At 39.8% G+C, this 26,419-nt stretch carries 24 protein-coding genes; 12 read left to right on the top strand and 12 right to left on the bottom strand.

The annotated features are described in order from the left end of the window. Positions 1 to 5: 5 nt before the first annotated feature. The 11 genes from JKG64_RS04645 to JKG64_RS04695 form a co-directional block, all read right to left on the bottom strand. Positions 6 to 3,296, bottom strand: a complete 3,291-nt coding sequence (locus JKG64_RS04645) for a SusC/RagA family TonB-linked outer membrane protein (protein WP_210353164.1) — start codon at positions 3,294 to 3,296, stop codon at positions 6 to 8. A 305-nt stretch (positions 3,297 to 3,601) separates the two neighbouring features. Further along, positions 3,602 to 4,858 (bottom strand): FecR domain-containing protein, encoded by a 1,257-nt coding sequence (locus JKG64_RS04650; protein ID WP_210353165.1) that lies wholly within the window; start codon positions 4,856 to 4,858, stop codon positions 3,602 to 3,604. Between the two features lie 124 nt (positions 4,859 to 4,982). Next, positions 4,983 to 5,558: an RNA polymerase sigma factor gene (locus JKG64_RS04655; RefSeq protein ID WP_210353166.1), complete on the bottom strand. Its 576-nt coding sequence runs from the start codon at positions 5,556 to 5,558 to the stop codon at positions 4,983 to 4,985. Between the two features lie 880 nt (positions 5,559 to 6,438). Beyond that, a complete protein-coding gene (locus JKG64_RS04660; RefSeq protein WP_210353167.1) occupies positions 6,439 to 7,113 on the bottom strand; it encodes a hypothetical protein in 675 nt (224 codons plus the stop codon). A gap of 38 nt (positions 7,114 to 7,151) precedes the next feature. Next, positions 7,152 to 7,433: a helix-turn-helix domain-containing protein gene (locus JKG64_RS04665; protein WP_210353168.1), complete on the bottom strand. Its 282-nt coding sequence runs from the start codon at positions 7,431 to 7,433 to the stop codon at positions 7,152 to 7,154. A 319-nt stretch (positions 7,434 to 7,752) separates the two neighbouring features. Beyond that, on the bottom strand, positions 7,753 to 8,439 hold the full coding sequence (locus JKG64_RS04670) for a carboxypeptidase-like regulatory domain-containing protein (protein ID WP_210353169.1): 687 nt from the start codon (positions 8,437 to 8,439) through the stop codon (positions 7,753 to 7,755). Between the two features lie 152 nt (positions 8,440 to 8,591). Continuing rightward, complete coding sequence (locus tag JKG64_RS04675; RefSeq protein ID WP_210353170.1) at positions 8,592 to 9,071, bottom strand: hypothetical protein; 480 nt, start codon at positions 9,069 to 9,071, stop codon at positions 8,592 to 8,594. A 163-nt stretch (positions 9,072 to 9,234) separates the two neighbouring features. Continuing rightward, positions 9,235 to 9,447, bottom strand: coding sequence for a hypothetical protein (locus tag JKG64_RS04680; protein ID WP_210353171.1), 213 nt, complete (start codon positions 9,445 to 9,447; stop codon positions 9,235 to 9,237). 205 nt (positions 9,448 to 9,652) lie between these two features. After that, a complete protein-coding gene (locus tag JKG64_RS04685; protein ID WP_246512477.1) occupies positions 9,653 to 10,747 on the bottom strand; it encodes a Fic family protein in 1,095 nt (364 codons plus the stop codon). A 641-nt stretch (positions 10,748 to 11,388) separates the two neighbouring features. Next, entirely contained in the window at positions 11,389 to 11,733 is a 345-nt protein-coding gene (locus tag JKG64_RS04690) for a hypothetical protein (RefSeq protein WP_210353172.1), read from the bottom strand. A 341-nt stretch (positions 11,734 to 12,074) separates the two neighbouring features. Then, positions 12,075 to 12,629 (bottom strand): hypothetical protein, encoded by a 555-nt coding sequence (locus JKG64_RS04695; protein ID WP_210353173.1) that lies wholly within the window; start codon positions 12,627 to 12,629, stop codon positions 12,075 to 12,077. Positions 12,630 to 13,054: 425 nt separating this feature from the next. Here JKG64_RS04695 and JKG64_RS04700 point away from each other — a divergent pair, with 425 nt between their 5' ends. Genes JKG64_RS04700 through JKG64_RS04720 form a run of 5 tightly spaced genes read left to right on the top strand, consistent with a single transcriptional unit; the run spans position 13,055 to position 14,806 of the window. Continuing rightward, entirely contained in the window at positions 13,055 to 13,297 is a 243-nt protein-coding gene (locus JKG64_RS04700; protein ID WP_210353174.1) for a hypothetical protein, read from the top strand. A gap of 9 nt (positions 13,298 to 13,306) precedes the next feature. Continuing rightward, positions 13,307 to 13,810, top strand: a complete 504-nt coding sequence (locus JKG64_RS04705; RefSeq protein WP_210353175.1) for a YfbM family protein — start codon at positions 13,307 to 13,309, stop codon at positions 13,808 to 13,810. Positions 13,811 to 13,858: 48 nt separating this feature from the next. Next, positions 13,859 to 14,209, top strand: coding sequence for a hypothetical protein (locus JKG64_RS04710; RefSeq protein WP_210353176.1), 351 nt, complete (start codon positions 13,859 to 13,861; stop codon positions 14,207 to 14,209). A gap of 8 nt (positions 14,210 to 14,217) precedes the next feature. Continuing rightward, entirely contained in the window at positions 14,218 to 14,574 is a 357-nt protein-coding gene (locus JKG64_RS04715; RefSeq protein WP_210353177.1) for a hypothetical protein, read from the top strand. Positions 14,575 to 14,581: 7 nt separating this feature from the next. After that, entirely contained in the window at positions 14,582 to 14,806 is a 225-nt protein-coding gene (locus JKG64_RS04720) for a hypothetical protein (protein ID WP_210353178.1), read from the top strand. Between the two features lie 18 nt (positions 14,807 to 14,824). Here JKG64_RS04720 and JKG64_RS04725 read toward each other — a convergent pair whose 3' ends face one another. After that, positions 14,825 to 15,706 (bottom strand): DUF6624 domain-containing protein, encoded by an 882-nt coding sequence (locus JKG64_RS04725; RefSeq protein WP_210353179.1) that lies wholly within the window; start codon positions 15,704 to 15,706, stop codon positions 14,825 to 14,827. A gap of 416 nt (positions 15,707 to 16,122) precedes the next feature. Here JKG64_RS04725 and JKG64_RS04730 point away from each other — a divergent pair, with 416 nt between their 5' ends. From JKG64_RS04730 to JKG64_RS04760, 7 genes are all read left to right on the top strand, one after another. Then, the gene (locus tag JKG64_RS04730; protein ID WP_210353180.1) at positions 16,123 to 16,821 is read left to right on the top strand and encodes a hypothetical protein; all 699 of its coding nucleotides are present in this window, start codon (positions 16,123 to 16,125) and stop codon (positions 16,819 to 16,821) included. Further along, positions 16,812 to 17,684, top strand: a complete 873-nt coding sequence (locus JKG64_RS04735; protein WP_210353181.1) for a hypothetical protein — start codon at positions 16,812 to 16,814, stop codon at positions 17,682 to 17,684. The genes JKG64_RS04730 and JKG64_RS04735 overlap by 10 nt, the downstream gene beginning before the upstream one ends. Before the next feature lie 178 nt (positions 17,685 to 17,862). Next, positions 17,863 to 18,537, top strand: a complete 675-nt coding sequence (locus JKG64_RS04740) for a DUF2625 domain-containing protein (protein WP_246512478.1) — start codon at positions 17,863 to 17,865, stop codon at positions 18,535 to 18,537. A 334-nt stretch (positions 18,538 to 18,871) separates the two neighbouring features. Further along, positions 18,872 to 20,446 carry a hypothetical protein gene (locus JKG64_RS04745; RefSeq protein WP_210353183.1) on the top strand — a complete coding sequence of 525 codons (1,575 nt, stop codon included), beginning with the start codon at positions 18,872 to 18,874 and terminating at the stop codon, positions 20,444 to 20,446. Positions 20,447 to 21,020: 574 nt separating this feature from the next. After that, positions 21,021 to 21,689: an RNA polymerase sigma factor gene (locus JKG64_RS04750; RefSeq protein ID WP_210353184.1), complete on the top strand. Its 669-nt coding sequence runs from the start codon at positions 21,021 to 21,023 to the stop codon at positions 21,687 to 21,689. Next, the gene (locus JKG64_RS04755) at positions 21,667 to 22,836 is read left to right on the top strand and encodes a FecR family protein (RefSeq protein WP_210353185.1); all 1,170 of its coding nucleotides are present in this window, start codon (positions 21,667 to 21,669) and stop codon (positions 22,834 to 22,836) included. Before JKG64_RS04750 ends, JKG64_RS04755 begins: the two co-directional genes overlap by 23 nt. A gap of 104 nt (positions 22,837 to 22,940) precedes the next feature. Then, positions 22,941 to 26,414 carry a SusC/RagA family TonB-linked outer membrane protein gene (locus JKG64_RS04760; protein ID WP_210353186.1) on the top strand — a complete coding sequence of 1,158 codons (3,474 nt, stop codon included), beginning with the start codon at positions 22,941 to 22,943 and terminating at the stop codon, positions 26,412 to 26,414. The last annotated feature ends 5 nt before the right edge of the window (positions 26,415 to 26,419 follow it).

Consider the following 26,419-nt stretch of genomic DNA (forward strand, 5'->3'; position numbering starts at 1 on the left):
ATTTTTTAAAAATTAATCTGTGTCCCAAAAGATAAAGTACGCAAGGGTGGCATCCAGCTCAGTGTAGTTTCGGGATCCATACCGAAAAAATTGGTCCAAGCCCACAGATTCTGTCCCTGAAAGAATACATTCAAATGTTTTATTGCCGTTTTTTTCAGCGGTACCTTATAGTTCAATGCTACATTTCTCAAACGGATGTATGAACCGTCGGAGACCGTGATATCGCTATATTGAAATAACTGGAAAGCAGCATTAGCACCCACCCTATAAGGCATATATAGGCCATTAGGATTGCTTTCTGACCATACATCCAACACTTCTACAGGTACATTGACAATGGCATTACCCGGATTGGGCAGGATATAGTTATAATTTCGACTATCCTGTTTTACAAACTGTAGGAGAAATGATAAATCCCAGTTACCATAGGTCAGGCTATTGTGCCAGCCACCGTGATATTGGGTAGTCAAATCGGCTATTACCTGATTGTCGTGTGGAGAAGAGATCAGACCATCGCCATTATAGTCGTTAAACTTGTAAGCGCGTGTGGCGGGGTCTACTCCTTCCAATTTATACAATTTCGATATACTGGTCGGATATCCGATGATGTAGCTATTACCATAGGTAGAGCCGGCCAAGCCCGGAAAGGAAACCAGCTTGTTACGCGGTGCACTGACGTTGATACCCGACTGCCACTGAAAATCCTTGCTATCCAAGATCTTAAAACTAGCTTCCAGTTCTATTCCTTTATTCTGTACTGTGGCATCGAGATTGGCCTGCACAGAACCGAATCCTGTTATCGCAGGAAGCTGATAGCCGACAAGCTGGCACGAAGAGCGGTTGCGGTACCAAGCGGCAGTCAGGTTGAGCCTATTTTCAAACATGGTCAGTTCTAAGGCCGTCTCTAGCTTTACGGTCTTTTCCCAGCTAAAATCGGGATTGTAAAGACGGACTGGTTTGATCCCGGTGACGCCATCGTACACGAGATCTGACGATATATTGTACGTATCGAGATACTGATAGTCGCCAAGGGCATCACTACCCGTAGTACCGAAGCTAGCCCGTAGCTTTCCCAAGTTGAGCCAAGAAAGCCCGGCAAGCATTTTTTCTTCAGAGAATAGCCAGGCTCCACCAACAGCTGCAAAATTTGCAAACTTGTTATTCGGGCCAAAGCGGCTACTACCATCCCGCCGTCCGGTGATATTCAGGATATAACGGTCGGACAATTGGTAGTTTACCCTACCAAAGGCTGCTACATAACGGTAATCTGTAGTGATCTGGTCGCCTATAGTCTTTGTCTTTGCTGCTGCAAGGTTCCTGATAAACGCGTTGCTTTCAAAGCCTGTCCCGGTTGTCGAAGCCGTTTTATTGGTTTCCTGCTGATAGGTACCGCCGACTAAAACGGTAAGCTCATGTGGTCCTTTTTTCAACACATAATCGATCTGGGGCTCAGCAATAACCGAAAAGCGGCTCTCCGTGTAACGCGAAGCACGCGAGTATGCGCTGGACTGCCCTGTCACAAAAGCCGGATTGTACATGGTATTGGGCTCCAACGCCCAATCTTCGAAAGCGAAATAATTCAGTCCTGTATTCAACTTCAGCTGCAAACCCGGCAATAACTCGTACTGGGCATTCAGGCTGTTCAAGGTCTGTTTATTGTCATTATTGTAGGTAGACTGATAGGGACCCAGTGGATTTGAAAACGTATTGTTTTCCCAGTTCAGACTGCCGTCTTCTTTATAGAGTTCGGGAGAGTTTGGTGCCAAGAGATGTGCTTGACGGGTCACGTCTGAACGCATCATATTATTACTTTGCATTGAAAATCGATTGGAGGCACTGACCAATAGCCGCCCATCTTTGGACCTATGATTGATTGCGTTACTTACATTAGTTGTCTTGTATTTATATCCATGTCCATACACGGTAGTCTGTTGGTCATGACTGGCGCTTAACAAGAATGTAGTCAACTCAGACCCTCCTTGCAGACTGAGCTGGTTCTGAAAGAACCCGGCCGTATTGCCGATCAGCTTGTCTACCCAGTCTGTAGATCTATTTTGGTCCCATGTGCCGTTAATATCATATGCCGCTGCCGGATATGTGGTGATGCCGCTATTGGCATAGGCCTGTCTACGCATATCAAGATACTGGTCTGTATTGAGTAGCTTTAAATTGGACTTGACCCGGCTCATGCCATAAGAGCTTCTAAAAGTCAGTCCCAAATGACCAGATCTTCCTTTCTTTGTCGTGATCAGTACTACACCATTGGCTCCTCGTGATCCATAGATGGAAGTGGCATCGGCGTCCTTTAATATCTCCACGCTTTCTATATCTCCGGGATTAAACGCGTTCAATGGGTTGATCCCGCCATTGAGGATGACGCCTATATTGTTAGTGCCTACCTGATTACCGATCGGTACACCGTCCACAACGTATAGGGGCTGATTGCCATCCACCCCACTATTTCCAATGGTACGCAGACTATTGCGACCGCGGATCTCGATACGATAGCCACTGCCGGGCACTCCATTGTTTTGAGCGATATTCACGCCTGCCACCCTTCCCTGTACAGCGGAGAATACATTATTTATAGGTTGCCCTTCGATGTCTTTGGCTGTTACGCGAGCGATACTTCCGGTCCGCTCTCGGTCCCGCACGGCATAGTACCCCGTGTTTACCAATACTTCTTCAACTTCGGAAGAAGCCACCTGTAGCATGATATTTCCAAGATCGGCACGAGCATCTATCTGACGCGTTACGTATCCGACATAGCTTACCTCCAGTTTGTATCCCATTGACACGTTTTTTAGCGTGAAGTAGCCATTTTGATCACTGATGGTGTGCAGCTGCGTATGCTTGCCTGTCGCCGTAGTAACGCGGATGGCAGCGCCTGACAACGGTTCTGCTTTTGGGTTGACTATACGGCCCGTCACCTCTATTGCATCTAACGCGCCAGCGTTGAATTCCTTGTTTTCAGGTGCGTCTTTTTTGATGTTTTGGCGATCTATGACAATAAATCTATCCTTATCATTAAGGGAATAGGTGAACCCGGTCAGCCTCTCCAACTCCGACAGGAGCTGTCGTACATCCACTCCCGTCCTTTGGATAGAGATGATACGGGATGTATTCACCTCGGGCTTTACAATAATCCCATAATCCGTCTGTCCGCGCAGATCGGCTAAAACTTTTTTTAACGGCGCATTAACCCTGTTTATAGAAACGGTCTGTGCACTTCCTTCTGATGCCAGCCCCAAACTCAACGCCGTACAGAGTAAAATTGCGGTAAAACTTAATCGCATAATAAGCCTTTTTCTAACTACTGAGGGTTTACGAAGCAGGCCATATTCATGAGTACAATACCCATAGAAATGTTTCATAATATTTGGTAAATCAAGACGACAGACAATAGCCAAAATATGCTTATGTTTGTACGTCAGCGTTTATCTCCAGATATACCGATAAAGTATTTTCTCCGTATATCGAAGACTTAAATAGATTAGTCAATTCTTTGTTTTTGGGCGAGATAGGCGCTACGTATGGTGTCGACCGGGGGCAACCGGTTGACACTTTTTTATTCACGCACGATCTCCAGTATATCAAGAAACTATCTGAATATGGTCAACCTCCTTTCTGGCCTCTGTGTTCCCTTTAGTGATTTTGTATCCTGTTTATTGATCCTATATTTTATACGGCTATCGGCACGCTGTATAGCGGCCAACAGATCTCCCAATGATCTGTCTCTCGGAAAAGTCACCAAACTCAATGACTGCTGAAACTCTCCCTCGAACACGAGCTCTACATCATACCAACGGCAGACCTGGGATAGAACTTCCTGCAACGACCCTTTCAACATGAAATAACCATCTTTCCAAGAGGTGTACTGCTCCGTATCTACGTCTTTTAGCTGTCCCGAACTGCCATCTGTGGAAAACTGCTGCCCCGGAGATAAATCGACAATCTTACCTTTAGTCTTAGTGGGTTCAACCTGCACCGCACCTTCTAGCAAAGTAGTCTTTGTGGCTGTCTCGTCTTTATACGCCGCGATGTTAAACTGTGTGCCCAATACCTTCACCATTTGCTTCTCTGTTTTCACCATAAATGAGCGATGGATATTTCCCCTGCTCTCCGATGACTTTACGACAGCCTTAGTCACCGCAAAAAAGGCTTCCCCCTCCAACTCGACCAAGCGCTCTTTTCCAACAAAACGAGATGGATAATGGAGCTTAGATCCACCATTGAGCCATACCTGGGTGCCATCTGGCAGCTGCGTCTGGTAAGTCGTACCAAGGGGCGTCGTGAGCGTGAGCATCTGGATAGGCGATGAATCGCTATCTGATCCTAAATCTGCAATATGAGATGAGCTATCGCTGTACAGGATTTTATTTTGGTAAATGATTATCCCTTTCTTATCCGCATTCAGCCTCATGACCGAGCCATCGGCCAAGGTCAATGTAGCCCCATGCTGTGAAGGTAATATGGTATCGGCCGCAATGATCGCGGCGGAGTCACTAGGCGACAATAGTCGGGCACCAAGCCAGGTTCCTATGGCAATAGCCAGAACTGCCGCCGCATAAGGCAACCATCGTTTGATAATATATGTGTTTTTCTTTGGTAGTGGGATACGACGCATTAGCCGTTCCTTGATCCGTTTTTCCCGCGCGGCGCCTACATTCGTGTTCCAAAGATCATTATACAGCTCTAGTTCCTCTTGCAGTGAATTTCCTTCTTTGAGATCCGACAAATACTTTTCACGAGTCGGGTCAGCATCCAACCATTCTTTGAGGTGTTCTTTTTCGACTTCAGAGAGTTCGTCTCGAAGATACTTCTGAATCAATACAGCATAATACGATACTTTTTCCATATAAATAGGCTATCCTTATATCGTGTATATCCTATTTTTAGCAAAACCTTAGTAAAAAAAATACTTTTTTTTATTGGTGAAATTTCGGTCTGGTATGACCAATAAATGGGGATGAAGTTAAGGCTTAGGAAAAGAGGTTGAGCAAGGCCAGATAGATAAGCATATTTTTCTTTTTGAAAACGATACGCAGCGTTGACAAAGCTTTGGATTTTGCATAAAAAACATTACTGGTTGTTGTGTTTAAGGCCGTGCATATTTCTTCGGTCGTGTATCCCTCAAGATAAGACATGCGAAATATGACACCTTGCTGCCCTGGAAGACGCTCGATCTCCTGATATAATTGTTGTATAAGCTCTGCATGTACAATCTGGGTCAGGATATCGCTATCAGGATGTTTCAGGTTTTCATCGAAGCTATGCTGGATTTCGATATTATTTGCAGGCGACGACAAATGCTTTAGACAGGCATTCTTCGTGATTTTATAAAGATAGGCCAGCAAGTGACTTGGGTTTTCTATTCGATCTCTGACCTCCCATATCTTCAAAAAGCTATCTCCGACGATCTCTTCACTGACAGCCTCATTCTTAACTAAGCGATAAGCAAAAAATGTCAACGGTTTGATATGCTTGTGGACATAATACTCCAGTCCGCTTTGTTGTCCATCTTTGAAAGTTTGAAAATATTGGTTAGTACTTTCCATGCATCAAACCTACATAAATTCGCTTTTACACGCAATATAATTGCGCCATAATATAAAGGCGAATTTCATAGTTTGTCTCATTAGATTTTTTTTCAGAGGGAATATAGCTGCTTTTTCCGGAAATGTATTCAGATAATCCTCTGGTAGCAATAAATTCGGTTTATACTATCTGCTCTGTAAAGGAGTTCGCTATATTTAAAAGGATCAATGGGTAAACAGTGCTTTGCGAGATATGGATTATAGGGTATTCCGCTTCTGGTCACAGGATGTACTGAAGTAGCTCCCAACAGTACTCAACCAGATCGAGCTGTTCTTGGAAACGAGAAAGTTGTATCCGTAAGACAGCTCCTCCTTTATCTTTGAACATATATACTACAGGTCATCTGTACGATAATAGTCTATATTGTAAAGTCTATATGAATACATATGCCACGAGCTGGCAGCACCTGGGATAAGATAGAGCCGCTGCTACTCGAATGTTTGGCTAGTAAAGGTCTGCAGGTGACTGTGTATGACTTTTAAGAAAATATGATCCAAATGTAACCTTTTTGTTAACTGAGTGATTGTACATACATACTATCGGCATAGGAATTGTCGTTATATCAGTATTCATAATTTAGGTTAATAATTGGTTAGTTAAAAATCCCTGAAGTTCCCCGCTCCAGGGATTTTTTTTATCAGTTTAGAAAGTTACTTCTCTAACAATACTTCAAACCGCTCTGTAGTCGGAGGAAGACAAGACTACGCATCACAAGCTTGGTATTGCACTGTCCCGCGGATCATTGGCCGTTATTTCAGCTATAAAAGAATTAATACCGAACGAAAGCTAATTTCGTTAAACATGACTTCCACGATGTCAGATAGACAACAATGTCATCAGTTACTGCGGTACATGATAGCCCATCACAATGCAGTCATGCAGTGCTTTTTCAGTAATGATATCAATCGCCAAGTTGACATTATCCCCTACAGGATCGAGGGATAGAAAATAGCGGAGATCCCCTTTCTTCCAAAATAAGCGTTGCGGGTAGTCCAACACCTCCGAATTAAACTCATTCTTATATACTTTAGCAGTACCGGGAAATGCTTCCAAAATAGTGGTCTGCACTCTCTTGTTTAGCGTTTCGACCAAGACATCCTGCACCTGGATGCTATCAGGCTTTCCCAATGTCTTCACAAAGGTTTTAAAATACTCAGCTACATTTTTTTCGGGCGCTTTTAAGGAAACAAAAGCGATGCTGTTGTCGTATGAGATGACTTTCGCGCCATAAAGTGCATTTATTTCCAGCCCATCAAATCTAAGCTGATCTGCCTCTTTCTCATCAAAGCTATAGTTCCTTACGACCTCGCCATTGTCCACCAGATGGAATTGGCTGTCCCCCACCTCATAGTGTCCTTTTTGATCACTCGTCCGACTGGCAGCAGCCTCAATATCTTTTGTTTCTGGCCTACCGATGATCTCAGCCAGGTCTACGCCCGCATTTTTTCCGTCGGACGAACAGCCCACGAAAATTGCAATGATCACTGAAAACAACAACTTAATTCTAATATGCATAACGTTGTGCTAAATTCCTGAAATTATTAACCGCTATCTTATAACAAATCTAAATCTTGCAGTTTACGTCCAAAAATATCGTCGGCTGCAAGTTTTAAGAAATCATCTTGCAAATTTAATACGCGAAGTACATTAAAATATGCACCCATCGCAACACTCGGATCACCTTTTTCTACAAAAAAAAATGTCGATCGGGCAATATCCGCCCGTTCTGCTACTTCTACAGCAGTGAGTTTACGTCGTTTACGAGCTAATTTGATATTCTCTCCCATTTGCTCCATTAAAACCTGAAACTTAGGCAATACAACCTGCTTCTTCATTACAAATGTCTGATAATTCAAACAAAAACAAACAATATGTACGAAATATCAAACAAATAAGGATTGTCGTCATATCAGTACTCATAATTTAGGATAATAATTGGTTAGTTAAAACTCCCTGAAGCTCCCCGCTTCAGGGAGTTTTTTGTATGCTGTCCCTTCTTAACCAAGTGCCTGCAACTCTCCTATTGGAATAATGCAAGAGATTCTCTACTTTGCCTGCTACAAACCATATGTATATATAGGAAAGGATTTTAAATAGAATTAATTGGGACTATTCGTTTTATACTTTATAGAGAGCTTTATGACAAACGTACGGCTATTGCTTAGTTCTATGTTTTGACATCTTGACATCGGTACGCGGTTTCCTCCTTAGCGGTTCAATGATTACCTCTCCTATTTCTTGGATATCCTCCTCGAGTTTTACGTTTATATTTTCATTATTCAAAAGGTTGTGGTTAATATTCACCCTTTTATATCCGATATAAACAATCAACAAGGGCAAAGATTTCAGATTATAGATACTTGGAAATTTGAAAATAAATCTTCCTTCCTTGTCTGTCTTAAACAATTCATTGGTCAGTAGATTTCTAATCGCAACCTCGGCCAAAGGTCGGCCTGATTGATCTGTTACGACACCCTGAATAGTAATACTGTCCCTTAAATTCTGTTGATGCTGTAAATGGACGCCTGTAGTATCGATAACGTGGCTCTCGGCTGCTAGGGATTGGGTAAACAATAATCCCGACAAAGCTAATCCGAAACCAAATCTGGATAACTGTTGTGTATTTAAAAATAGGAGCTTGTAATCGGGAGCAGACTGGGTTCGTGATATGCGACCGCATACTTTGGTACTTGATTCCTGCACGTAGCTGATAATGTCTTCGGTCTTCCAGTCTGTAAAATCGATTACTTCGAGATTGCAGGTTGAGCAAAACTTACCATCGGCAGTTGGCGACATGCCGTCCCAAGGCTCATTACATTTTTTCGGAATTTTAATGGACATAATTCATATATAATTTACAATATACTATATTTTCCTTCTTTTCGGACAATGATCTCCATGTTCATTTTTTTATGATGATGACAATAGAGCATACTCTGGACATGAGAATTGTCTTTATATTATTTTGACCGCTAAATTTGTCTTGTTATATATTATTCGTAGACGATAAAGGTATAGGTATCTGAGCCTCTCTTCTGAAATCCCGCAAAAGAGTGAATCTTATTGTCTTTCATCAGAATATATTGATTTATGGTGTGTTTGGGGCTAATTTTGTACAGTTGTAGGTGCTGTATATTATCTAGGTATTGAAATTTCATCTTTTCTTGATCAACAAATGATTCATAAGCGGACAGGATATAATCGTTATGCTGAATATCGTGTTTCAATAACATGAAATGCTCTCCCTCACCGTTTACAGGGTTACGGAAGGATTCAATTGTAGCAACAGCACTATTGTAACCTATACTATCGGAATAGATAATATATTCTTTGACAATATCTGCGGGATTGATTGTTAAATTATATAATTTACTATAGAATGTTCTAATCTGGTCACTCGGGACTTTACCTTGCCCGTGGGCGGTCAAAAACAGGACTGTGGTCATTAACAAGGAGAAAAGTTTTTTATTCATAATATCATTATCTATTAATTGCAATCCCTCTCTCTTGCTGCCGCATTACCCTGAGTTGTATTTGGGAAAATTTCTCGTCTATACTTTTATACGTTGATGTGCCTATTGTAATCGTGTCCTTACAGCATTTGCTCATACCTAGATTAAATCACTCATGTATGAGCTAATAAGGTCGTGGCTTTCTTTTAAAAATTCCATGATGGGAGATCAAACGCAAGAGGATGACCGTTTCGTATATAAGTCCAGTTTTAATTAAAAATCTTCCGGTCTCTTGATTATAATGGGTGATAAACAGGAATAGTCCTATCATTAATGCTGCTATTCCGATGAATAACTGAATCAGTAACCATTGTTCTTTGTTGATAGTTGGTCTCATTCCATAAATATAAAAAAAAATAATTGTAAGCAAATTATAACCTTTATGTTAATTGATTGAATGCATATACTATCGGCATAGGAATTGACGTTATATCAGTATTCATAATTTAGGTTAATAATTGGTTAGTTAAAACTCCCTGAAGTTCCCCGCTCCAGGGAGTTTTTTTGTGATTTCGCTTCTGATTGTATGATGTATCCCTTAACTACCAAACTAGTTCATAGTTTGTGCTTCTACCACCCAAATCTGCCTTAATTAGGACTCCTTTGTTAACTAAATCTGTAATATCTCGTAATGCAGTATCAGCGGATACCTTTGTCATCTTTGCCCACTTTGATGAAGTCAGATTTCCTTCAAAATTGTCCATTAATTTATTCAGCATTATTCGTTGTCTATCATTACTGATATTAAAATTGTTTTGCATCCAAAAGTGATGTTTTCTAACTACTTTATCTATTATCATATTCGAAGCAATTATAGCTTCTTTGAGGCAGTTTAAAAACCAAACTACCCAACTAGTAATATCCCAATCTCCCTTTTGCGTTTTCTCTAGAATCGCATAATATTCTTTACGTTCCTGTTTAATCTGCGCTGACATACTATAAAAGCGCTGATTGACACCATCCGCCTTCGATAGTTGCATATCTGTTAATGCACGAGCGATACGTCCGTTTCCATCATCAAATGGGTGTATAGTCACAAACCATAAATGTACAATAGCAGCTTTTAAGACTGGATCTATAAGAGAATCCGAATTAAACCAACCAATCAATCTCTTCATTTCTTCTTCGAGGCGTTCAGCTTTAGGTGCTTCAAAATGTACAACTTCTTTTCCCATTCCTCCCGAAACCACTTGCATATCACCGCTTCTCCATTGTGCTACATCAATCTTGTACAAGCCACTTCTTCCGATTGGAAATAATGCACCATGCCAGCCAAATAATCTTTCTTTACTTATGGTCTTATCTGTATTCTGTGTAGCATCTAGCATCATTTCTACTACACCATCTATATGACGATCAGAATTTACAAGTCCCGAATTATCCAACCCTAATCGAGTCGCTATGGATGAGCGCACTTGTTCTGGACTCAATATCTCCCCCTCTATTTCTGATGATTTAACAACATCTTGGATAAGTGTCTCCAAGTTTGCTTCGTCTTTTAACTCAAATCCTAACAACTCTACTTTTCCGATAAGCTTTCCTTGAAGATGCCGAACTTCGCCTAATAGATTAAGTATCTTCTCGTCTACCCATTGAAAATCTGTCCAATTATGTCGTTCGTGTATATAGACTGCCATGATCTAAAAATTATATGCGGTAAATATAAGCATTATTCACCGCATATAAAGCGGAGAATAACTCGTTTATTCTCCGCAAGATTGAAATGCTGTATGATGTTCTTACTTTATGCGATAGTTATCCGGAATTTCCGGATAACGAAGTGTTCTTGAAGTCCGTTATAAATATATTAATTACATAAAAATGAAACGTGACACAATCACTTAATGATAAAGTCGAGTATAGCCGAAATTGTGGTAGGGATTTGTATTGTAACCTTTATATTATTATAACAATCGGACATACTATCGGCATAGGGATTGCCGTTATATCAGTATTCATAATTTAGGTTAATAATTGGTTAGTTAAAACTCCCTGAAGCTCCCCGCTTCAGGGAGTTTTTTTGTTGTATACTGCCCCTTCTTAGCCAAAGAGTCTGCAACTCTCCTATTGGAATAATGCAAGAGATTCTCTACTTTGCCTGTGACAAACCGTATGTATAGGATAGGATCCTAAAAATAGAGATATGAAAAGTATGAACCTTAACGGGCTGACAGAGGAACGGTGTTTTCCTTTACTAGGTTGTTTGGGGGCTGAACTTATTTTAGTAATCATATGGTACCTGAGATAGTGTGCACAGCCTCTTATGTCTAAAACAGAGTCAATTAGGATTAGGACTATTCGTTCTATACTTCATAGCGGGCTTTATGACAGATGTACCGGTCTCTGATACGGAAAGTAGCGTAACAGGATGTGTAAAATAAATGCTATTATATAATCTATCCACTATTCGATATTGTATACCATACAAATCAGGAGATATTTGTACTACCTTAACATCCCTTTCTCTATTTTTTTTCTTTTTACCCATTTCGACCTGCAAGTTTACAGTATCTCTCTTTCCTCCATTGTCGTATTCATATTCAAGGTTCACAAGGTGAACTACACTTTTGCAACTACTTGCTAACACTACTATTAGCAGTAGTATACCACTTATCCTTTTCATTTCTTTTGATTTTTAATACTATTTCACCTAACCCTTGTCATAAGCTCCAGAGAATACCTGAAGTAAGGATTCTGCAATTTAGCTCCCAACGTGGACATGAGATTAATAATTAGTAAATAGATATTCACAATATACTACTTTTTGCTTCGTGTTGAATAAGAATTTCAATGGCAACTTTATATTATTATGACAATCGGATATACTATCGGCATAGGGATCACCGTTATATCAGTATTCATAATTTAGGTTAATAATTGGTTAGTTAAAAATCCCTGAAGCTCCCCGCTCCAGGGATTTTTTTGTGTAACTAAATATTTCCCTTTTTCAACAATCTTCTAGTTTTAAGACCTTAACGTTAGCTTGTACTTCAACATTGGCAAAAACCTTATAATCAAAACAATATTTGTCATTAAAATTAGGAATAAAATCCCTGTAAACATGGCATAGCGGGTACTTAGCGGCGAGATTTCAAACCGTATCCATCTCAAAACATCTAATAATTCTGTACAATTGCCCAAATCTCTATTCTGCTCATAAGTCACCGTATGAAATCTATTAACGGAACAATATTGAATTTTATTAGTCGCATCTAAAAATTTGAAAAGTACTTTTTCTCTAGGTAATACCGTATAACACAGTAACTGCTTAATCTCGACCTGATCGATACCTATTTTTTTTCCTGATGACAAAATGATTTTCTCGTCTTTATCACATATAGTTATCCCACCGTAAATGTAATCATGGTATGCAAACTTCAGTCCATAGGGCAAACCAAAACGCTGTACATATTCTTTGTTGTTAACTTTGTATTTTGTCGTTGATATCCATAAATAGCTAAGAAAAATGCTTGTTACAGATAAAAAAACAAACAGTATAGCATATAGGATTATTTTCATACTTTTCAAAATTTCAATTTAATGGATGCGAAAACACAGTACATTCAATCATACTTATAGCGCTATCTCTATACCCATATCAATCCACTGGCCCTGCTGTATCAGTGACAGAATAGAGGTGCTCATCAGCATGGAGCTTTCTTGTACTAGATTTACTACTCAATAATGTAACTATCTGCAAACAAAATAGAAGTTTTAATAAAATGCTCATCAAGTTTATAACTATATTTCTCAAACATAAAAAATAAGCGTTGTCGTAAACTGGCAATACAAAAAGTTAATAATTTGATAACAGCAATTTAAATATTTGTCCTGGTTTTCAATACAGTATAATATACAAACAAATTTGTATCAACAGAAAGTAATATCTACCTTTAAGCTGTAAGGTTAAATAAACACCTTCAATGATTACATATACTTAGATTATGAATTTACTTTTTATCGGTACTCAAGAATTATTTGTCCTATTACCCCTAATTTATGGCCTCTTCATTGTAGGTTTATTTTATGGCTTGTACAAAGTGCTGTCTATCTTATTAAACCGCTACCTGGCAACCAAACGCGAACACACTGCAGCCCTGCTCCTACAGAGCGATGCATTGAATGAAATCGCTGCCGCTATCAGAGAATCGAATGATAAGAACGGTACACAACAGGAAATAATCTAACTAAATTCGATGGGAATGATTCAATACTACCTTCGGGTAGATCAAAAACTTTTAGAAAGCTTTTTGCAAGACAGCAAAGCCTTAGTAGATGTGGTATATAGCAAGAAGGAATCAGATGATTATGCTCTGTTAGATCTTGACAAAGCTTGGGAAGGTATTTTTTATCTGGTAACAGGTTCAAGTTTGGCTGATGCTTTCACTAACGAATTGCCTCAGCTACCGCTCCTCTTCGGTCCTTCACAGATTGATCCAGAGCTAGACATGGGATATGGGCCTGCAACATTCACTACGCCCGAACAGACAAAAGAGATGTATAATATTATAAAAGACCTCTCTAGAGATGAGCTAACTAGCAGATTCGATTCGGATAAAATGTTTGAACAGGATTTATATCCCGATATCTGGGACGACGAAAACGCTTTAGAATATCTACTGGACTTTTTCGAAGATCTTAAAGGTTTCTATAAAGATGCAGTAGAAAACAACCAGGCCATGGTAATGTATTTGTCTTAAAAGGTAAATACATAATAAAACAGTTAGAAAAATCAAAAAATAAAAATCATGGTTAAACCTTATGGCCTCAAGGTCACCTTCAATGGCGACACAGTTTCTAAAGCTGGGATTGAGAAAGAGAACTATGTCGTGACAGCATGTGTGTCTTTTGTGCATAGAAATGACGGTGGTGAATTCTATAATTTTAATGTGGGTGGAATGGATTCGGATCTACGTGACCACCTCAATTGGTACAGAACAAATGTTGGACAAGGCGACTCAATAACTATGGAAGTGATACAAGGTCCATTCGATGAGCCAACGGAGAGATTCAAAGTTGAACAAAGTGAAGAGGAGAAACTCAAAATTAAGTTGGAAGAATATCACTATCTCAAAAACAAATTGAAGGATCATATTTAAACGACTCAATGGATAATCTAGGAATAAGCGTAAAATTAAACGGCAAACAGGTAAGCCGGGCGGGATTTGACGAAGAGAACTTTGTGCTTACGGCTATGGCAACTCTAGTCCATAGAGAAGGTGGTAGTGAGGAACTTTTATTTGATATGAGTGGACTAGATGCTGCGACAAATAAACATCTTGACTGGCATAATGCTGAACTAAAGCTCGGCGACGTCATTTCTTTGGAAATTGTAAAGGGAGAGTTTGACGCGCCGTATCCCAGACCTAGCATTAATGAGACTAGTGATGAGGAGGTTCGTGAATACGAACTCAAACGATACCACCAACTCAGAGAGGAATTGAAGGGATATTTAGAGGAGTAAAACATATATGAAGAAAATAGCAGTAACGATATTCTTCCTATCACTGATCACAGTGGTCTTTGGACAGGGAGTAACTAATACAACAACGCAGACCATCACCCAGTCAGGAGTTGGTCTCGGATCAATCATCGCGGTGGTTACCTCATGGGATCGTAATAAGTCTATTATGTGGGCGATACTGCACGGGATATTCGGATGGTTCTATGTAGTGTACTTTGCCTTTACGAGGTAGCTGATAGACGAAATACTGCTACTGCTTGACTTGAATATATAGCTCATAGAAGTCTTTGCCCTTTTTTAGCTGTTGCTGACCGACGGTCTTATCCGATTGTCTGAAGGTAAGCGTTATTTCCTCTTTGCCGAGAAAGCTGTATCTGGTAAAGAGAAAGCCATTTGAATCAGATTCTCCGATAAGGTGATCACCATGCCATATAGAAATACCCGATACTGCTGTATTGGAGATGTTCCAAAAATGTCCGATTAGGGTAATATCATATTCTGAGTTATCGGTAATTGGAAAGCTATATTTAATATTTGATTCTTTAAGCTGTAGATCCAGTTGTTGGAGACCAATCTCGGCTCTCCTCCTATGGATGGAGTCGATATGATCAACCGGGTATAGGTAGGAGTTTCCGATGTTGTCTACGGCAGTCTGACTGCCAAACAGTTGGTTCTTCCCTAATCTGACATTTAATCGATCCTGAAATATGGCGTATTCGTGACTAGATATCTGCCCTCTTCTAAAAGCGTCTTCTATGAAGGGTTTATATTTTACTTGGGTTTGGAAGTCTGCGTGCTGGATTGTGTAAAAAAAGGCTTTATTTGCATCTGGGGATAAAACGGACTGATCAAGCCAGCCAAATGTATCCAATATATTTAGGGCAATGCCGCGATTGATGGAATCCTGGGTATTCATCAAGCTTAGCTTTTCCTTAAACTCGCTGGAACCATAGCCATGGGTCCTCTGGGCCTCGTTCAGCTCTTTTCGGGTCAGCTGATCGGTGGCATATACTTTTTCAAGTTTTTCGACGATATGCTGCAACTCTAACTTAGTTTGACTATGGGCGAGTACGCTGCTCAATAGTAAAGCTGTACAGCAAAAGAGGGTACGAAATGGTTTATAATGATGCATGTAGGAACAATATATTAATTATTTTCAGGTTATGCAATTACTTATTTTGGATCTGATGCCTTATTTATAGTCTCTGATCTCACCACGGGTAACCCTCCACTATCTGGAGATAAATCCGCTTTACTTCTGAGAAATTATGGTTAATAATTGATTAGTTAGAAATCCCTGAAGCTCCCCGCTTCAGGGATTTTTGTTGTATACTTCCCCTTCTTAGCCAAAGAGTCTGCAACTCTCCTATTGGAATAATGCAAGAGATTCTCTACTTTGCCTGTGACAAACCGTATGTATAGGATAGGATCCTAAAAATAGAGATATGAAAAGTATGAACCTTAACGGGCTGACAGAGGAATCTTGTCGTAAATAAATATTTGAGATCGCAATATGATTGTTTTTCTTGATAAACTGAGCAACGAAAAATGAGTATATTTTCCTACCACCTAGTAAAGACTTCCGCCCTATCGGGTTTGAAAGCTATGGTAACGCCACCTACTCGGGATCGGGTGCCTGGACTGATCCATGCCGAGTGTATGACAGGGATGGTACTGGGTTCACCCGTATTTTCATTTTCACGTATGCTTATCGGACAACTCGTTCTATTTGCGCAATGGGAAGATGAAGCTTCCCTAGATCACTTCTTGGCAAATGATAGCGTAGGAAAGATATTCGCCAACGGCTGGCATGTGAGGCTTGTATTGGCAAGGCAGTGGGGTAGTTTTACTAAGTTTGATATACCTAAAGATATTGCAGAAATAGATCTATCGGACAGTCCTGTGGTAGCTGTGACTGTGGCACGGATGAAATTACTAGAGGTACCACGATTCATCCGCTGGGGCCGGCCCGTAGAGAAGCTTGTACGGGATCATCCTGGTGTGTTACTGTCGTTGGCTTCAATACGCCTACCTCGGACTGTATCGACATTCTCGATATGGCGATCCCAAAAGGAAATGACGGATATGGTACGTGGCCATAGCGATGTACCTCGGCCTAAAAGACACCTGAACGCCATGCAGGAAAGGAACAGGAAGGATTTTCATTTTGAATTTACGACTTTAAGATTCAAGGTTATCGCTGAATTTGGAGAATGGAAGGGAAAACGTTATCTAACATGGGACTAGCTTATCCGATTCAAAAATTTCAAGATTGGTGCACACAGCAATGGGTCATCTTATGGGGTAGAAAAATAAAACCTGAACATCACTCGTGGCTAATGGGACCTTTTGGTGACCTCAACGGCATAGGTGAACAGTTTATCCATGAATTGGCTGAAAAGGAAAACCTTGTTATTGAAAGGAACAGTCTCTCTATGGGACTGATACCTTCTATTGTAGTGGTTGGCCTTGCACCAGATGATCTATCCAGACTGTCGAAAAAAATCATTGCCTTCTACGAAAGTACATCTGATTATAACCTGCAATTCGGATTACAATGGAATCCTATATTTAAGGTATTTGGCACATGGGTGAACATGCTATTTAGCAACAGAATCAATCAGCTGAATATCCCAACGGAAAATATAGCGGAAAACGAATTGTTGACGAGCGAAATAATCGCACTTCGGAATCCAAATACGAATGAGGTGGTATATAGGATTTGGCTCAGGAAATTTAAATCCAGTGGCAAAGTGATTTATTCGGGGCTATATGGCACATGCAAGCTGCCATCTGGGGAAACTTGTTTGAAAGCGACCTTTCCCCTACCGAAGGGCAATGCTACAGTGATCATGTATATCGAAGTCGGGACAGACGGAGAACTGATCCTGAACTCTTCGGGAAAGAAATTTGGAGATGCAGGTTTCTATTTCTTATTGCAAGATCGTAAAGGAATGTACTGGAGCCAGTATATCCGCTCATTTCGTGATCGATTGACGGTATGTGAAAGAGAGAATAGTCTAACGGCTGAACAGGTGTTGACGCTTTGGAGTAAAACCGTTGTTCGTTTCAACTATAATATGGAAGCCAAATCAATCGATGATCTTTAAAAATATTCACTAATTTTAAACGAGCACGTAACACGAGCTTAAAATAGGCACCTCAGTATATTATATGGCTTCAAGAAAGGTATATGGAAACCGATCTTTACATCTAAATAGAATGATTCGATCAATAATATATCTAGGCTTACTTTTAATACATTCATCCGTATTTGGACAATCAAAAATGAGAAATCTTAACGAACTAATTAACAAAGAAGATCCTGCTTGGCCAATGGTACAACAATGGATTCTGGCTGCCAAAAACAAAGTTGAGGTATTGCCTGTAGATAATAAACAAGCGCAGGACGCATTATTTAAAACGCAGGTAACAACGCGATCTCCAATGGGAGTGATTGTGTACATGACGGGCGGAATTCTGATAGATGATGGTTGGATAAGAATATTGGGCTCTGGCAGTAAACGACTAAATAGGTCATTGCCGGATTGGAATAAAGGAAAAACATTTGATGACTTTGGCACCCCATGTCCGTACCTGTTGATTGCTGACGATGCAGTCGGTGGCTTTTACCTGCTGAATGGTGGAGGACTGGGAGAAGATGTGGGAATGGTATATTACTGGGCACCAGACAATCTAGAGTTTGAACCGCTGGACCTTACCTATACAGACTTCCTATCCTTTTGCCTCGACCATGATCTTAATGATTTTTATAATGATCTCCGATGGAAAGATTGGGAAAAAGATGTCAAAAATCTTAATGCGGACAGTATGTACAGTTTCTTCCCTCCATTGTGGTCGAAAGAAGGGAAGGATATCAATAATACTGAAAAAATCGCTGTGCCCGTGGAAGAACAGTATAAACTCAATTTGGAGTTCAGAAAGCAATTATTTGACAATTAAGCAATTGTAACCTTTTTGTTAACTGAGTGAATGTGCATACTATCGGCATGGGAATTGCTGTTATATCAGTATTCATAATTTAGGTTAATAATTGGTTAGTTAGAAATCCCTGAAGCTCCCCGCTTTAGGTATTTTTTTTGTGATTTCGCTTCTGATTGCTGGATGTACTGAAGAAGCTCCTGATGGTTCTGTGCCAGATCGAACTGCTCCTGTAGACGAGAAAGCTGTGGAGGTAAAATGTGAGTTTCAAATAAGCAGATCTGTGGATGAATTATTTTATATGTTAGTGTAATTCATATTATGATACTTATCTTTGTTCAAATTAATTTAAATTATGAAAAAAACTCCTGTTCTGGTTGCAAAGCCAATGCTACTACTTGTACTTATTGTTTTGTGCTTAGTGAACAGTCCTCTATATGGACAATCTAAGTTTATCTCCTATAAATCAAAAGCAGAACAGAACCAATTTGAAGATCTAGATAGCCATGAAGATAAACTCCGGGTGCTATTACTGGCAAGTCTGGATGAAAGTACTGTCGAATCCAAAATTTCGAATCTAAACAGTTTTATTGACGGGCTAAACTGGACTGCACAAGATATGCAGAAGCCCAATAAAAGACTAAAACAGATTTTCAAGCAGGTGCATAACTCTTATCTAAGGAAATACGACGAAAAAGCATCTAGTAGTCAAATGTTTATCGATGGCACCTATCAATGTGTGAGTGCCTCTATATTATACACCTATATCTTTGAAAAATTGGGTATACCTTATGAAATAAAAGAACAGCCTACGCATGTATACTTAATAGCTTTTCCGAAGCGAGAAAATATATTGATAGAAACGACAGACCCAAGTTTAGGGGTATTTGTTCCTGACACGAAAGCGCAAACGAAATATGTCCAGGCTCTGGTGACTAGTAAATATCTGGATCAGGAGTATGTTAACAAGGTAGGGATCGAAAAGGCTTTCAATGAATTCTTGTATGGAAAGACGAATATCTCATTTGTAGAATTGGTGGGCTTGGCTTTCTATAATCTAGGTATCTATGCATCGGAAGATCAAGATTACGAGACGGCGTATTCAAACTTCTATAAGACGAACAGGCTTTATCCTGCAAAAAAACATGATTTTCTACAATACGAAACGCTTGCTTTACTGATAGATAAGAATAAGATTGAAAAGCCTGAGGATTGGGATCCTATAATCATATTGGTAAACAAAACAAATCGTGAGAATGCTAAACTGGTACTAAAAAGCAGATTTGCGGTACAGATGAACAATGACTTAATGCTTTCGCAGAATAGAGAAAATATACAAGAAATATATAAACAGATACAATCGTCGCTACAGGATTCGATCCTGATGAGTGAACTGAAAGATCTGTATCTATTAGAAAGCGGTAGATCGTACATTATGTCTAGAGAACATAAAAAAGCTCTCCCTTTTATCGAAGAAATGCTGGCCATTAAACCAGAATCGCCCCTTGCACAGAAATTGCTATTAGACTGTGTTAATGATGATGCTATGCTAGATGCTCCAACGTCAGGTTCTGTAAGCAAATTGAACGGCTGGATCGAAAAGTATCCAGATATAAAAAAGGATGTAAATGTTCAATACTATTTAGCATACTATTATTTATCTTCAACAATTACCAATTTTAAAAATGAACGATTCGAGGAAGCAGTAAATTTATACAAGCATTTTGTTGGCGAACTACAAAATAGTCCGAATGTACGGGAGCGATTAAAAAATGATGCAAAGAATACATTTGGGTGTATGATTGTTTACAATATGGCTGTCAAGAAAGATAAAAAAGCTGCCAGAAAGGCCTACGATGAAGCTCTAAGCATATATCCCGATATTAACGAAGATGTGGATTTTAAAAAATTCCAGACAAGTCTGAAATAGGCTAACAAGATGGATGATCGTAGAATTTCACCTTCTTGGTATTGGTTCTACTGACATTGATAATGAACTTCTTTATTCCATTTCAAGATCTGGTAATATCGGCATGGAATACATAGATAATACCAGCGGAGGCTGTAAGATCATTAATAGGCCTTATACTCCTTCTGCTGATAGGAATATATCTTTATGTGTAGATCAAGAAGATTCCGAAAAGATAGAACTAATAAGAATAGGTGAATGTAACCTTTTTGTTAACCGAGTGCATATGCATACTATCGGCATAGGAATTGCCGTTATATCAGTATTCATAATTTAGGTTAATAATTGGTTAGTTAGAAATCCCTGAAGCTCCCCGCTCCAGGGATTTTTTTGTATGGTACTGTTGTACAACACTGAATGAAGGCATCAATCCGTCGGGAAAATTACACCAGATGAAATGTTTTATAGTGAACTCAAAAAAAGCATCCTCCTTCCATATAATAGTTGTCCAACTAATTGAGGATATTATATATTTTAGAATAAAAGACTATTTTAGGCCTTTTAAAACTAATGTTTGCACCGGAACTAACTTAATATGTCTGCACCTTTTCAAGAAGCAAATCAACTCCTGTTATTTGAACGCATCAAAAATGGAGATGAAAGGAGCTTTGAATTACTCTATGATCTTTATTGGGAACCGCTCTATATACACGCACTAATAATGCTCGAGGACGAGTATCTTGCAAAAGACGTCATCCAGGAACTTTTTATCCAGCTATGGAACAAAAGGCAAAAACTAGATGTCACTCAAAATCTGAAATCCTATTTGTATACATCGGCCAGAAATGCTGTAATCAGCAAAATAAGGCAGAGCAAACGCCGTAGTCAACTTGAAAAAGAACTGGAACGAAATTATTCTGACTCAGATCTCCATACATTGAAACAATTGGAAGAAAAAGATCTGATTAATATTATTGATACGTGTATCGAAACCCTACCTCTGAGAATGAAAGAAGTCTTCATACTAAGTAGAAAAGAACATCTCACGACGAAAGAAATATCTGACCGATTAGGGACTGCAGAGACTACGGTCAAAAAACAATTGTCCAACGGACTGAAAGCCATACGCACAGCATTAGATAAACTGCTGTTTTTTAGCCTATTGATAACTTTTTTTTATTTTTTTTACAATCGGATACTCCTAAACGGTTCCGATAAGCGTCTTACCTTAAATTCACAACATGAACTCGTACAAAAAAGATAGTAAAGAGCTTTTGCGCCGCTATGAACAAGGAACATGTTCTGAAGAAGAAAAATTATGGATCGAATCGAGATACAATGAAGTAGCTAACCGTGGATTGGATCATAGCCGTGATATAGATCCCACCGAAGTAAAAGACGAGGTATGGGCGCAAATAAAAAAGCAAACTATTCTGAAACGGCAGAAAGTAAGAAAATTGACAACCATAGCGGCGGCGGCTTCTGTACTGGTATTCTTTGGATTGATCGGATGGAATATTCTAATTAAAGACTCCCATATCGCCCAAGAGGATTATACAATGGCTACACCATCAATGAAAATCGAAGAGGTTAGGGTATCTAAGGCCGAGGTTGCTGAGAGGCGTGATGAATCAGTAAGTGAGAAAGCAGTACCACATATTGTCCTCTCGGATGGAAAGGTGATTCCTTTAGTTGATTTTAGTAATGGATTGCGGGTGCAGGAAGACGGAATCTATTATATACAAGGTAAACAGATCGAGTTTTCTAATCAACGTGCCAGTATGCACACGCTGACTACACCTAAGGGATATGACTGTAAGTTCACGCTATCGGATGGCACTATTGTATGGTTGAATGCAGAATCGTCGATCCGTTTTCCACTGGTATTTGGTACAAGTAACAGGGAGGTGGAGCTGGAAGGAGAAGCGTATTTTGATGTATTTCATGACGCAGGCCATCCCTTTATTGTAAAATCGAAGAATCAATCCATAAAGGTATTGGGAACGCAATTTAATGTCAGGGCCTATCCACGAGAACAAACTGTTAAAACCACGCTGATAGAAGGCTCAGTGGATGTATTGACCGGTAAGGAACAAGCTCGTTTAAGTCCGGGGCAACAGCTGACGCTATATGAAGATAAACTAAGTGTAAGCGAAAAGTTCGATATGGAATCTGTTATTGCGTGGAAGCATGGGTATTTCCGCTTTAATGGAAATTTAGAGGAAATCATGACAGATCTGGCACGCTGGTATGATCTAGACCTCGATTATAGGGTTCCGGCTAACTACGAAATCGACCTGGAAGCTGCTTTGTCTAAAAGTAAAACCATACAGGAAATGATGGAACTCATTCAATCGGCAACTGGACTAAAACTAACCATAAAAGAAAGGAGATTATCAATCATGAAGTAAGATAAGGAAAACCGTATACTAACTAATCAAAAAGGGACTTACCCCCCACGCTAGATGTCTATAAAATGGACACGTGCATTCTAATTACCTAAAATTATTAATTTATGTATAGTAAAATGAACCTTTTTCGTTCATATGGGACTTCTATTGCCCAATCGAAATCAATTACTTTACGTTATGTAAGGTACTTTACTGTATTGCTTTTTACTTTTATATCTAGCATAGTGTCTTCTTATGGCCAGACGGTCAAATTTGACGGGAAGCAGCTTTCTATGGATGAAATCATACAAGAAATAAGGAAACAGACAGGATTTGATTTTATCTATAAAAAGCAAACCATAGAAAATTTTCCAACGCTATCGCCTCTAGCAGCGGACAAACCTTTAAGTTCGTTTCTAAGCGACCTATTTAAAAGTCTACCTGTAAGTTTCGAAATTAAAAACAAAACCATTGTCTTAAAAGAAATAGAACTGCAGGAAGGTACCTGTCATGTCTATGGATGTATCCGAAATAGTGCAGGGCAACTACTACAGGGCGTTTCTGTAAAGAGTAAGAACAAAGCCGCGGGAACCTCTACCGACCATGAAGGGAGATACTTGTTGAAATGTGGAAGAAACGAGACTGTTACTTTTAGTATGGTGGGTTATCTGAGCCAGGAAGTGAAAGTAAATGGTTCAAAAATGGTAGATATTACACTCTCTGCTACAGACAATATGATGGAAGATGTGGTCGTGATCGGATATGGTACCAGAAGCCGGGAGAAAGTAACCGGTGCCATCAGTAGTATATCAGCCAAAGAGATTGAAAATCTCCCAGCGACCAGTTTTCAAAGTATGTTACAGGGTCGTGTACCTGGCTTGAATGTCCTGAACTTTACGGGTGAGCCGGGCGCAAGTAGTATTGCTTTGATCAGGGGTTTATCCGGTTCGTCTAGAGATGGGCTTCCTGCCAATACATCGCCTCTATATGTGATAGACGGGATGCCATATAGCATGGAAGATATGGGGGCCATACCATCCTTAAAGGGTGCTAAAGTGACGACCTCAAATATCGACCCCCTATCAATGATCAACCCTGACGACATTGAATCTATCGATATCTTACGAGATGCCTCAGCAACGGCTATCTATGGTTCTAGGGGTGCTAATGGTGTTATTATCGTTAAAACAAAAATGGGAAAAATAGGAAAGCCTACCATTACTTTTAATACAAACCTGGGACTAAGTTCGCCGCCGGAGTTTAAATCAACTTTGGGAGGAAGGTTGGAACGTGAGACGAGAATGCATTATATAAACAAGTATGCTAAACTAGAGGCGGACTTTAATACCATCAATAATGCGGCTTTTTTAACGGACAGTATCAATCCGTTTTACAATAATGCGACAGATTGGCAAAAGATGTACTACAGCTATTCGAGGTTACAGAACTATACGTTGGGCATTAGTGGTGCAATCGCCGATCAGCTTAGCTACCGTACCAATCTCGGCTACTCTGATGAAGGTGGAATTATGAAGGCAACGGGATATAATAGGTATACCCTGAGTTCAAACATGATATTCAAACCAAGTAAGTCCTTTGATATCAACCTGGATATCGCAGGTACGTATTCGCAAAAGAAAAGAGGTAACGGTGCCGATCAAACTGCTATGGGGGTCGGGGGCAACTTCAATACCTCGCTCTACCCTGCTCCTGTTTCCGAAGAGCTCCGTAATTTCTTTAAAGCTTTTGACCTCTTGGACGAAGTCAACCAGAACGGGAATGTCCGCTCTAGTCTAGGTGTAATCTATAAACTAGGTAATGCGCTCCGCTTTACCAACAACTTAAGGGTAAGTTATGGATTGGATGAACGCAATACATTCAAACCATCGGCTCTTAACACCAATAATAAGCCTTCGCTGAATAATTATCTGGGCAAAAACACAACTCTACTGAACGAGCACGTGCTGACTTATTTTGCTTCGGTCGATCACCACAATTTCATAGTCGATCTAGGTTTTTCTAATGACCGACTGATACGTAGTTACACACGGACTAATGCCTTGGATGGTATATCGGATCATATGAAAGCTATCAATGGATTTCCGAAAGAGCGTGTAACAACTATCGAAGAATATTCAAAAAGTGTACGTCTATCCTATTTTGCCCGCCTTAACTATGACTTCGCTAGTAAATATATCGTGTCTGGTTCGATACGTCGAGACGGTTCGTCCCGATTTGGCGATAATAATAGATGGGGATACTTCCCGGCTGGGGCTGTAGCATGGAATATCCACAAGGAGGAGTTTATGAAGGACGTGAACTGGGTGAATAACATGAAGCTTCGATTAAGCTCAGGGGTATCAGGTACAGAGTTTTCGTTTGACTACCTGACGCAAGGTCTCTACGATATCGGTACGGCAGGTGAAATGCATAGTAATATCGTAATCCCCACTTATAATAATGTCATATCAGCCAATCCATGGTACCAAAAAGGATTGACAAATCCGGATTTGACCTGGGAGAAATCAATTGACAAGAATGTGGGCTTTGACGGGATGTTCTTATCCAATCGATTGGGGATCAATTTTGATTTTTATTGGAAAGAATCACGGGGCAAGCTATTCGATCTGGCACTACCGAATACTTCTGGATATAAGATGATCTACAGCAATGGTCAGGATGTACTGAACTATGGATACGAGCTGGCCGTCTACCTGGATCTGATCCGTAAATCACCAAACTGGAAATGGTCCATCAACATGAATGGTGCGATCAATAGAAATGTATTGCTAGGTATAGGTGAAGATGGTAAAGATGTATACTTACGCTCGATGGAAAGGCTATTACGTGTAGGCCGTCCATTGAATGATTTTTATGTACATCAAACATTGGGTGTGTATGCCACAGATGCTGATGTACCAGTAAACCCTAAAACAGGCTATAGGTTAACGGGAAGTAATACTCAATATCCTTTTAAAGCGGGTGATATTATGGTAGCGGATCTGGATGGAGATTACCGTGTGGGCTATGAGGTAAATAATGCTAATGGGGATCTCATCAGTGATGATAAAATCTTTGGTGGGAACCCTAATCCTACTATCACAGGTGGTTTTAGATCGGATTTACGCTATAAACAATTTTCATTATCTACGTTCTTTGTGTATTCTGTGGGAAGACAAATCATAAACAAAACCCTAGCGGACCGTCTCAATCCCAGTACTCTTTTGTCGCCTAATAGCTTGCCGGATGTCAGTGAATTCGATTTTTGGGAGCAGAGTGGTGATCAGGCTATGTATCCGGCATATGACCCTTTCAATAAGAACAACTATATAAACTACAGCTACAAACAGACACTTTTTGTAGAGGAGGGTTCTTTCCTTAGGTTAAAGAATGTACAACTATCCTATGAATTGCCTATGGACTTAATCAAGAGATTCAAACTGAAAAGGTTAAATATTTTCGGTCAAATGGACAATGTGTTTATCATCCAAAAATTCAACGGCCCGGATGCAGAAAACGTCGATTTCTCAGGTATAGACCGAGGTGGATTCTACCCTATTCCTAAAAAAATCACTTTTGGCCTTAATGTTCAACTATAAGCTTA

Origin of the sequence: Sphingobacterium tabacisoli (genome assembly GCF_017908035.1) — a bacterium.
Taxonomy (GTDB): Bacteria; Bacteroidota; Bacteroidia; order Sphingobacteriales; family Sphingobacteriaceae; genus Sphingobacterium; species Sphingobacterium tabacisoli.

Bases quoted from the DNA above. Each gene is read 5' to 3' on its own strand.
- JKG64_RS04645 (WP_210353164.1), bottom strand. From the start codon at position 3,296: ATGCGATTAAGTTTTACCGCAATTTTACTCTGTACGGCGTTGAGTTTG.
- JKG64_RS04650 (WP_210353165.1), bottom strand. From the start codon at position 4,858: ATGGAAAAAGTATCGTATTATGCTGTATTGATTCAGAAGTATCTTCGA.
- JKG64_RS04655 (WP_210353166.1), bottom strand. From the start codon at position 5,558: ATGGAAAGTACTAACCAATATTTTCAAACTTTCAAAGATGGACAACAA.
- JKG64_RS04660 (WP_210353167.1), bottom strand. From the start codon at position 7,113: ATGCATATTAGAATTAAGTTGTTGTTTTCAGTGATCATTGCAATTTTC.
- JKG64_RS04665 (WP_210353168.1), bottom strand. From the start codon at position 7,433: ATGAAGAAGCAGGTTGTATTGCCTAAGTTTCAGGTTTTAATGGAGCAA.
- JKG64_RS04670 (WP_210353169.1), bottom strand. From the start codon at position 8,439: ATGTCCATTAAAATTCCGAAAAAATGTAATGAGCCTTGGGACGGCATG.
- JKG64_RS04675 (WP_210353170.1), bottom strand. From the start codon at position 9,071: ATGAATAAAAAACTTTTCTCCTTGTTAATGACCACAGTCCTGTTTTTG.
- JKG64_RS04680 (WP_210353171.1), bottom strand. From the start codon at position 9,447: ATGAGACCAACTATCAACAAAGAACAATGGTTACTGATTCAGTTATTC.
- JKG64_RS04685 (WP_246512477.1), bottom strand. From the start codon at position 10,747: ATGGCAGTCTATATACACGAACGACATAATTGGACAGATTTTCAATGG.
- JKG64_RS04690 (WP_210353172.1), bottom strand. From the start codon at position 11,733: ATGAAAAGGATAAGTGGTATACTACTGCTAATAGTAGTGTTAGCAAGT.
- JKG64_RS04695 (WP_210353173.1), bottom strand. From the start codon at position 12,629: ATGAAAATAATCCTATATGCTATACTGTTTGTTTTTTTATCTGTAACA.
- JKG64_RS04700 (WP_210353174.1), top strand. From the start codon at position 13,055: ATGAATTTACTTTTTATCGGTACTCAAGAATTATTTGTCCTATTACCC.
- JKG64_RS04705 (WP_210353175.1), top strand. From the start codon at position 13,307: ATGGGAATGATTCAATACTACCTTCGGGTAGATCAAAAACTTTTAGAA.
- JKG64_RS04710 (WP_210353176.1), top strand. From the start codon at position 13,859: ATGGTTAAACCTTATGGCCTCAAGGTCACCTTCAATGGCGACACAGTT.
- JKG64_RS04715 (WP_210353177.1), top strand. From the start codon at position 14,218: ATGGATAATCTAGGAATAAGCGTAAAATTAAACGGCAAACAGGTAAGC.
- JKG64_RS04720 (WP_210353178.1), top strand. From the start codon at position 14,582: ATGAAGAAAATAGCAGTAACGATATTCTTCCTATCACTGATCACAGTG.
- JKG64_RS04725 (WP_210353179.1), bottom strand. From the start codon at position 15,706: ATGCATCATTATAAACCATTTCGTACCCTCTTTTGCTGTACAGCTTTA.
- JKG64_RS04730 (WP_210353180.1), top strand. From the start codon at position 16,123: ATGAGTATATTTTCCTACCACCTAGTAAAGACTTCCGCCCTATCGGGT.
- JKG64_RS04735 (WP_210353181.1), top strand. From the start codon at position 16,812: ATGGGACTAGCTTATCCGATTCAAAAATTTCAAGATTGGTGCACACAG.
- JKG64_RS04740 (WP_246512478.1), top strand. From the start codon at position 17,863: ATGAGAAATCTTAACGAACTAATTAACAAAGAAGATCCTGCTTGGCCA.
- JKG64_RS04745 (WP_210353183.1), top strand. From the start codon at position 18,872: ATGAAAAAAACTCCTGTTCTGGTTGCAAAGCCAATGCTACTACTTGTA.
- JKG64_RS04750 (WP_210353184.1), top strand. From the start codon at position 21,021: ATGTCTGCACCTTTTCAAGAAGCAAATCAACTCCTGTTATTTGAACGC.
- JKG64_RS04755 (WP_210353185.1), top strand. From the start codon at position 21,667: ATGAACTCGTACAAAAAAGATAGTAAAGAGCTTTTGCGCCGCTATGAA.
- JKG64_RS04760 (WP_210353186.1), top strand. From the start codon at position 22,941: ATGTATAGTAAAATGAACCTTTTTCGTTCATATGGGACTTCTATTGCC.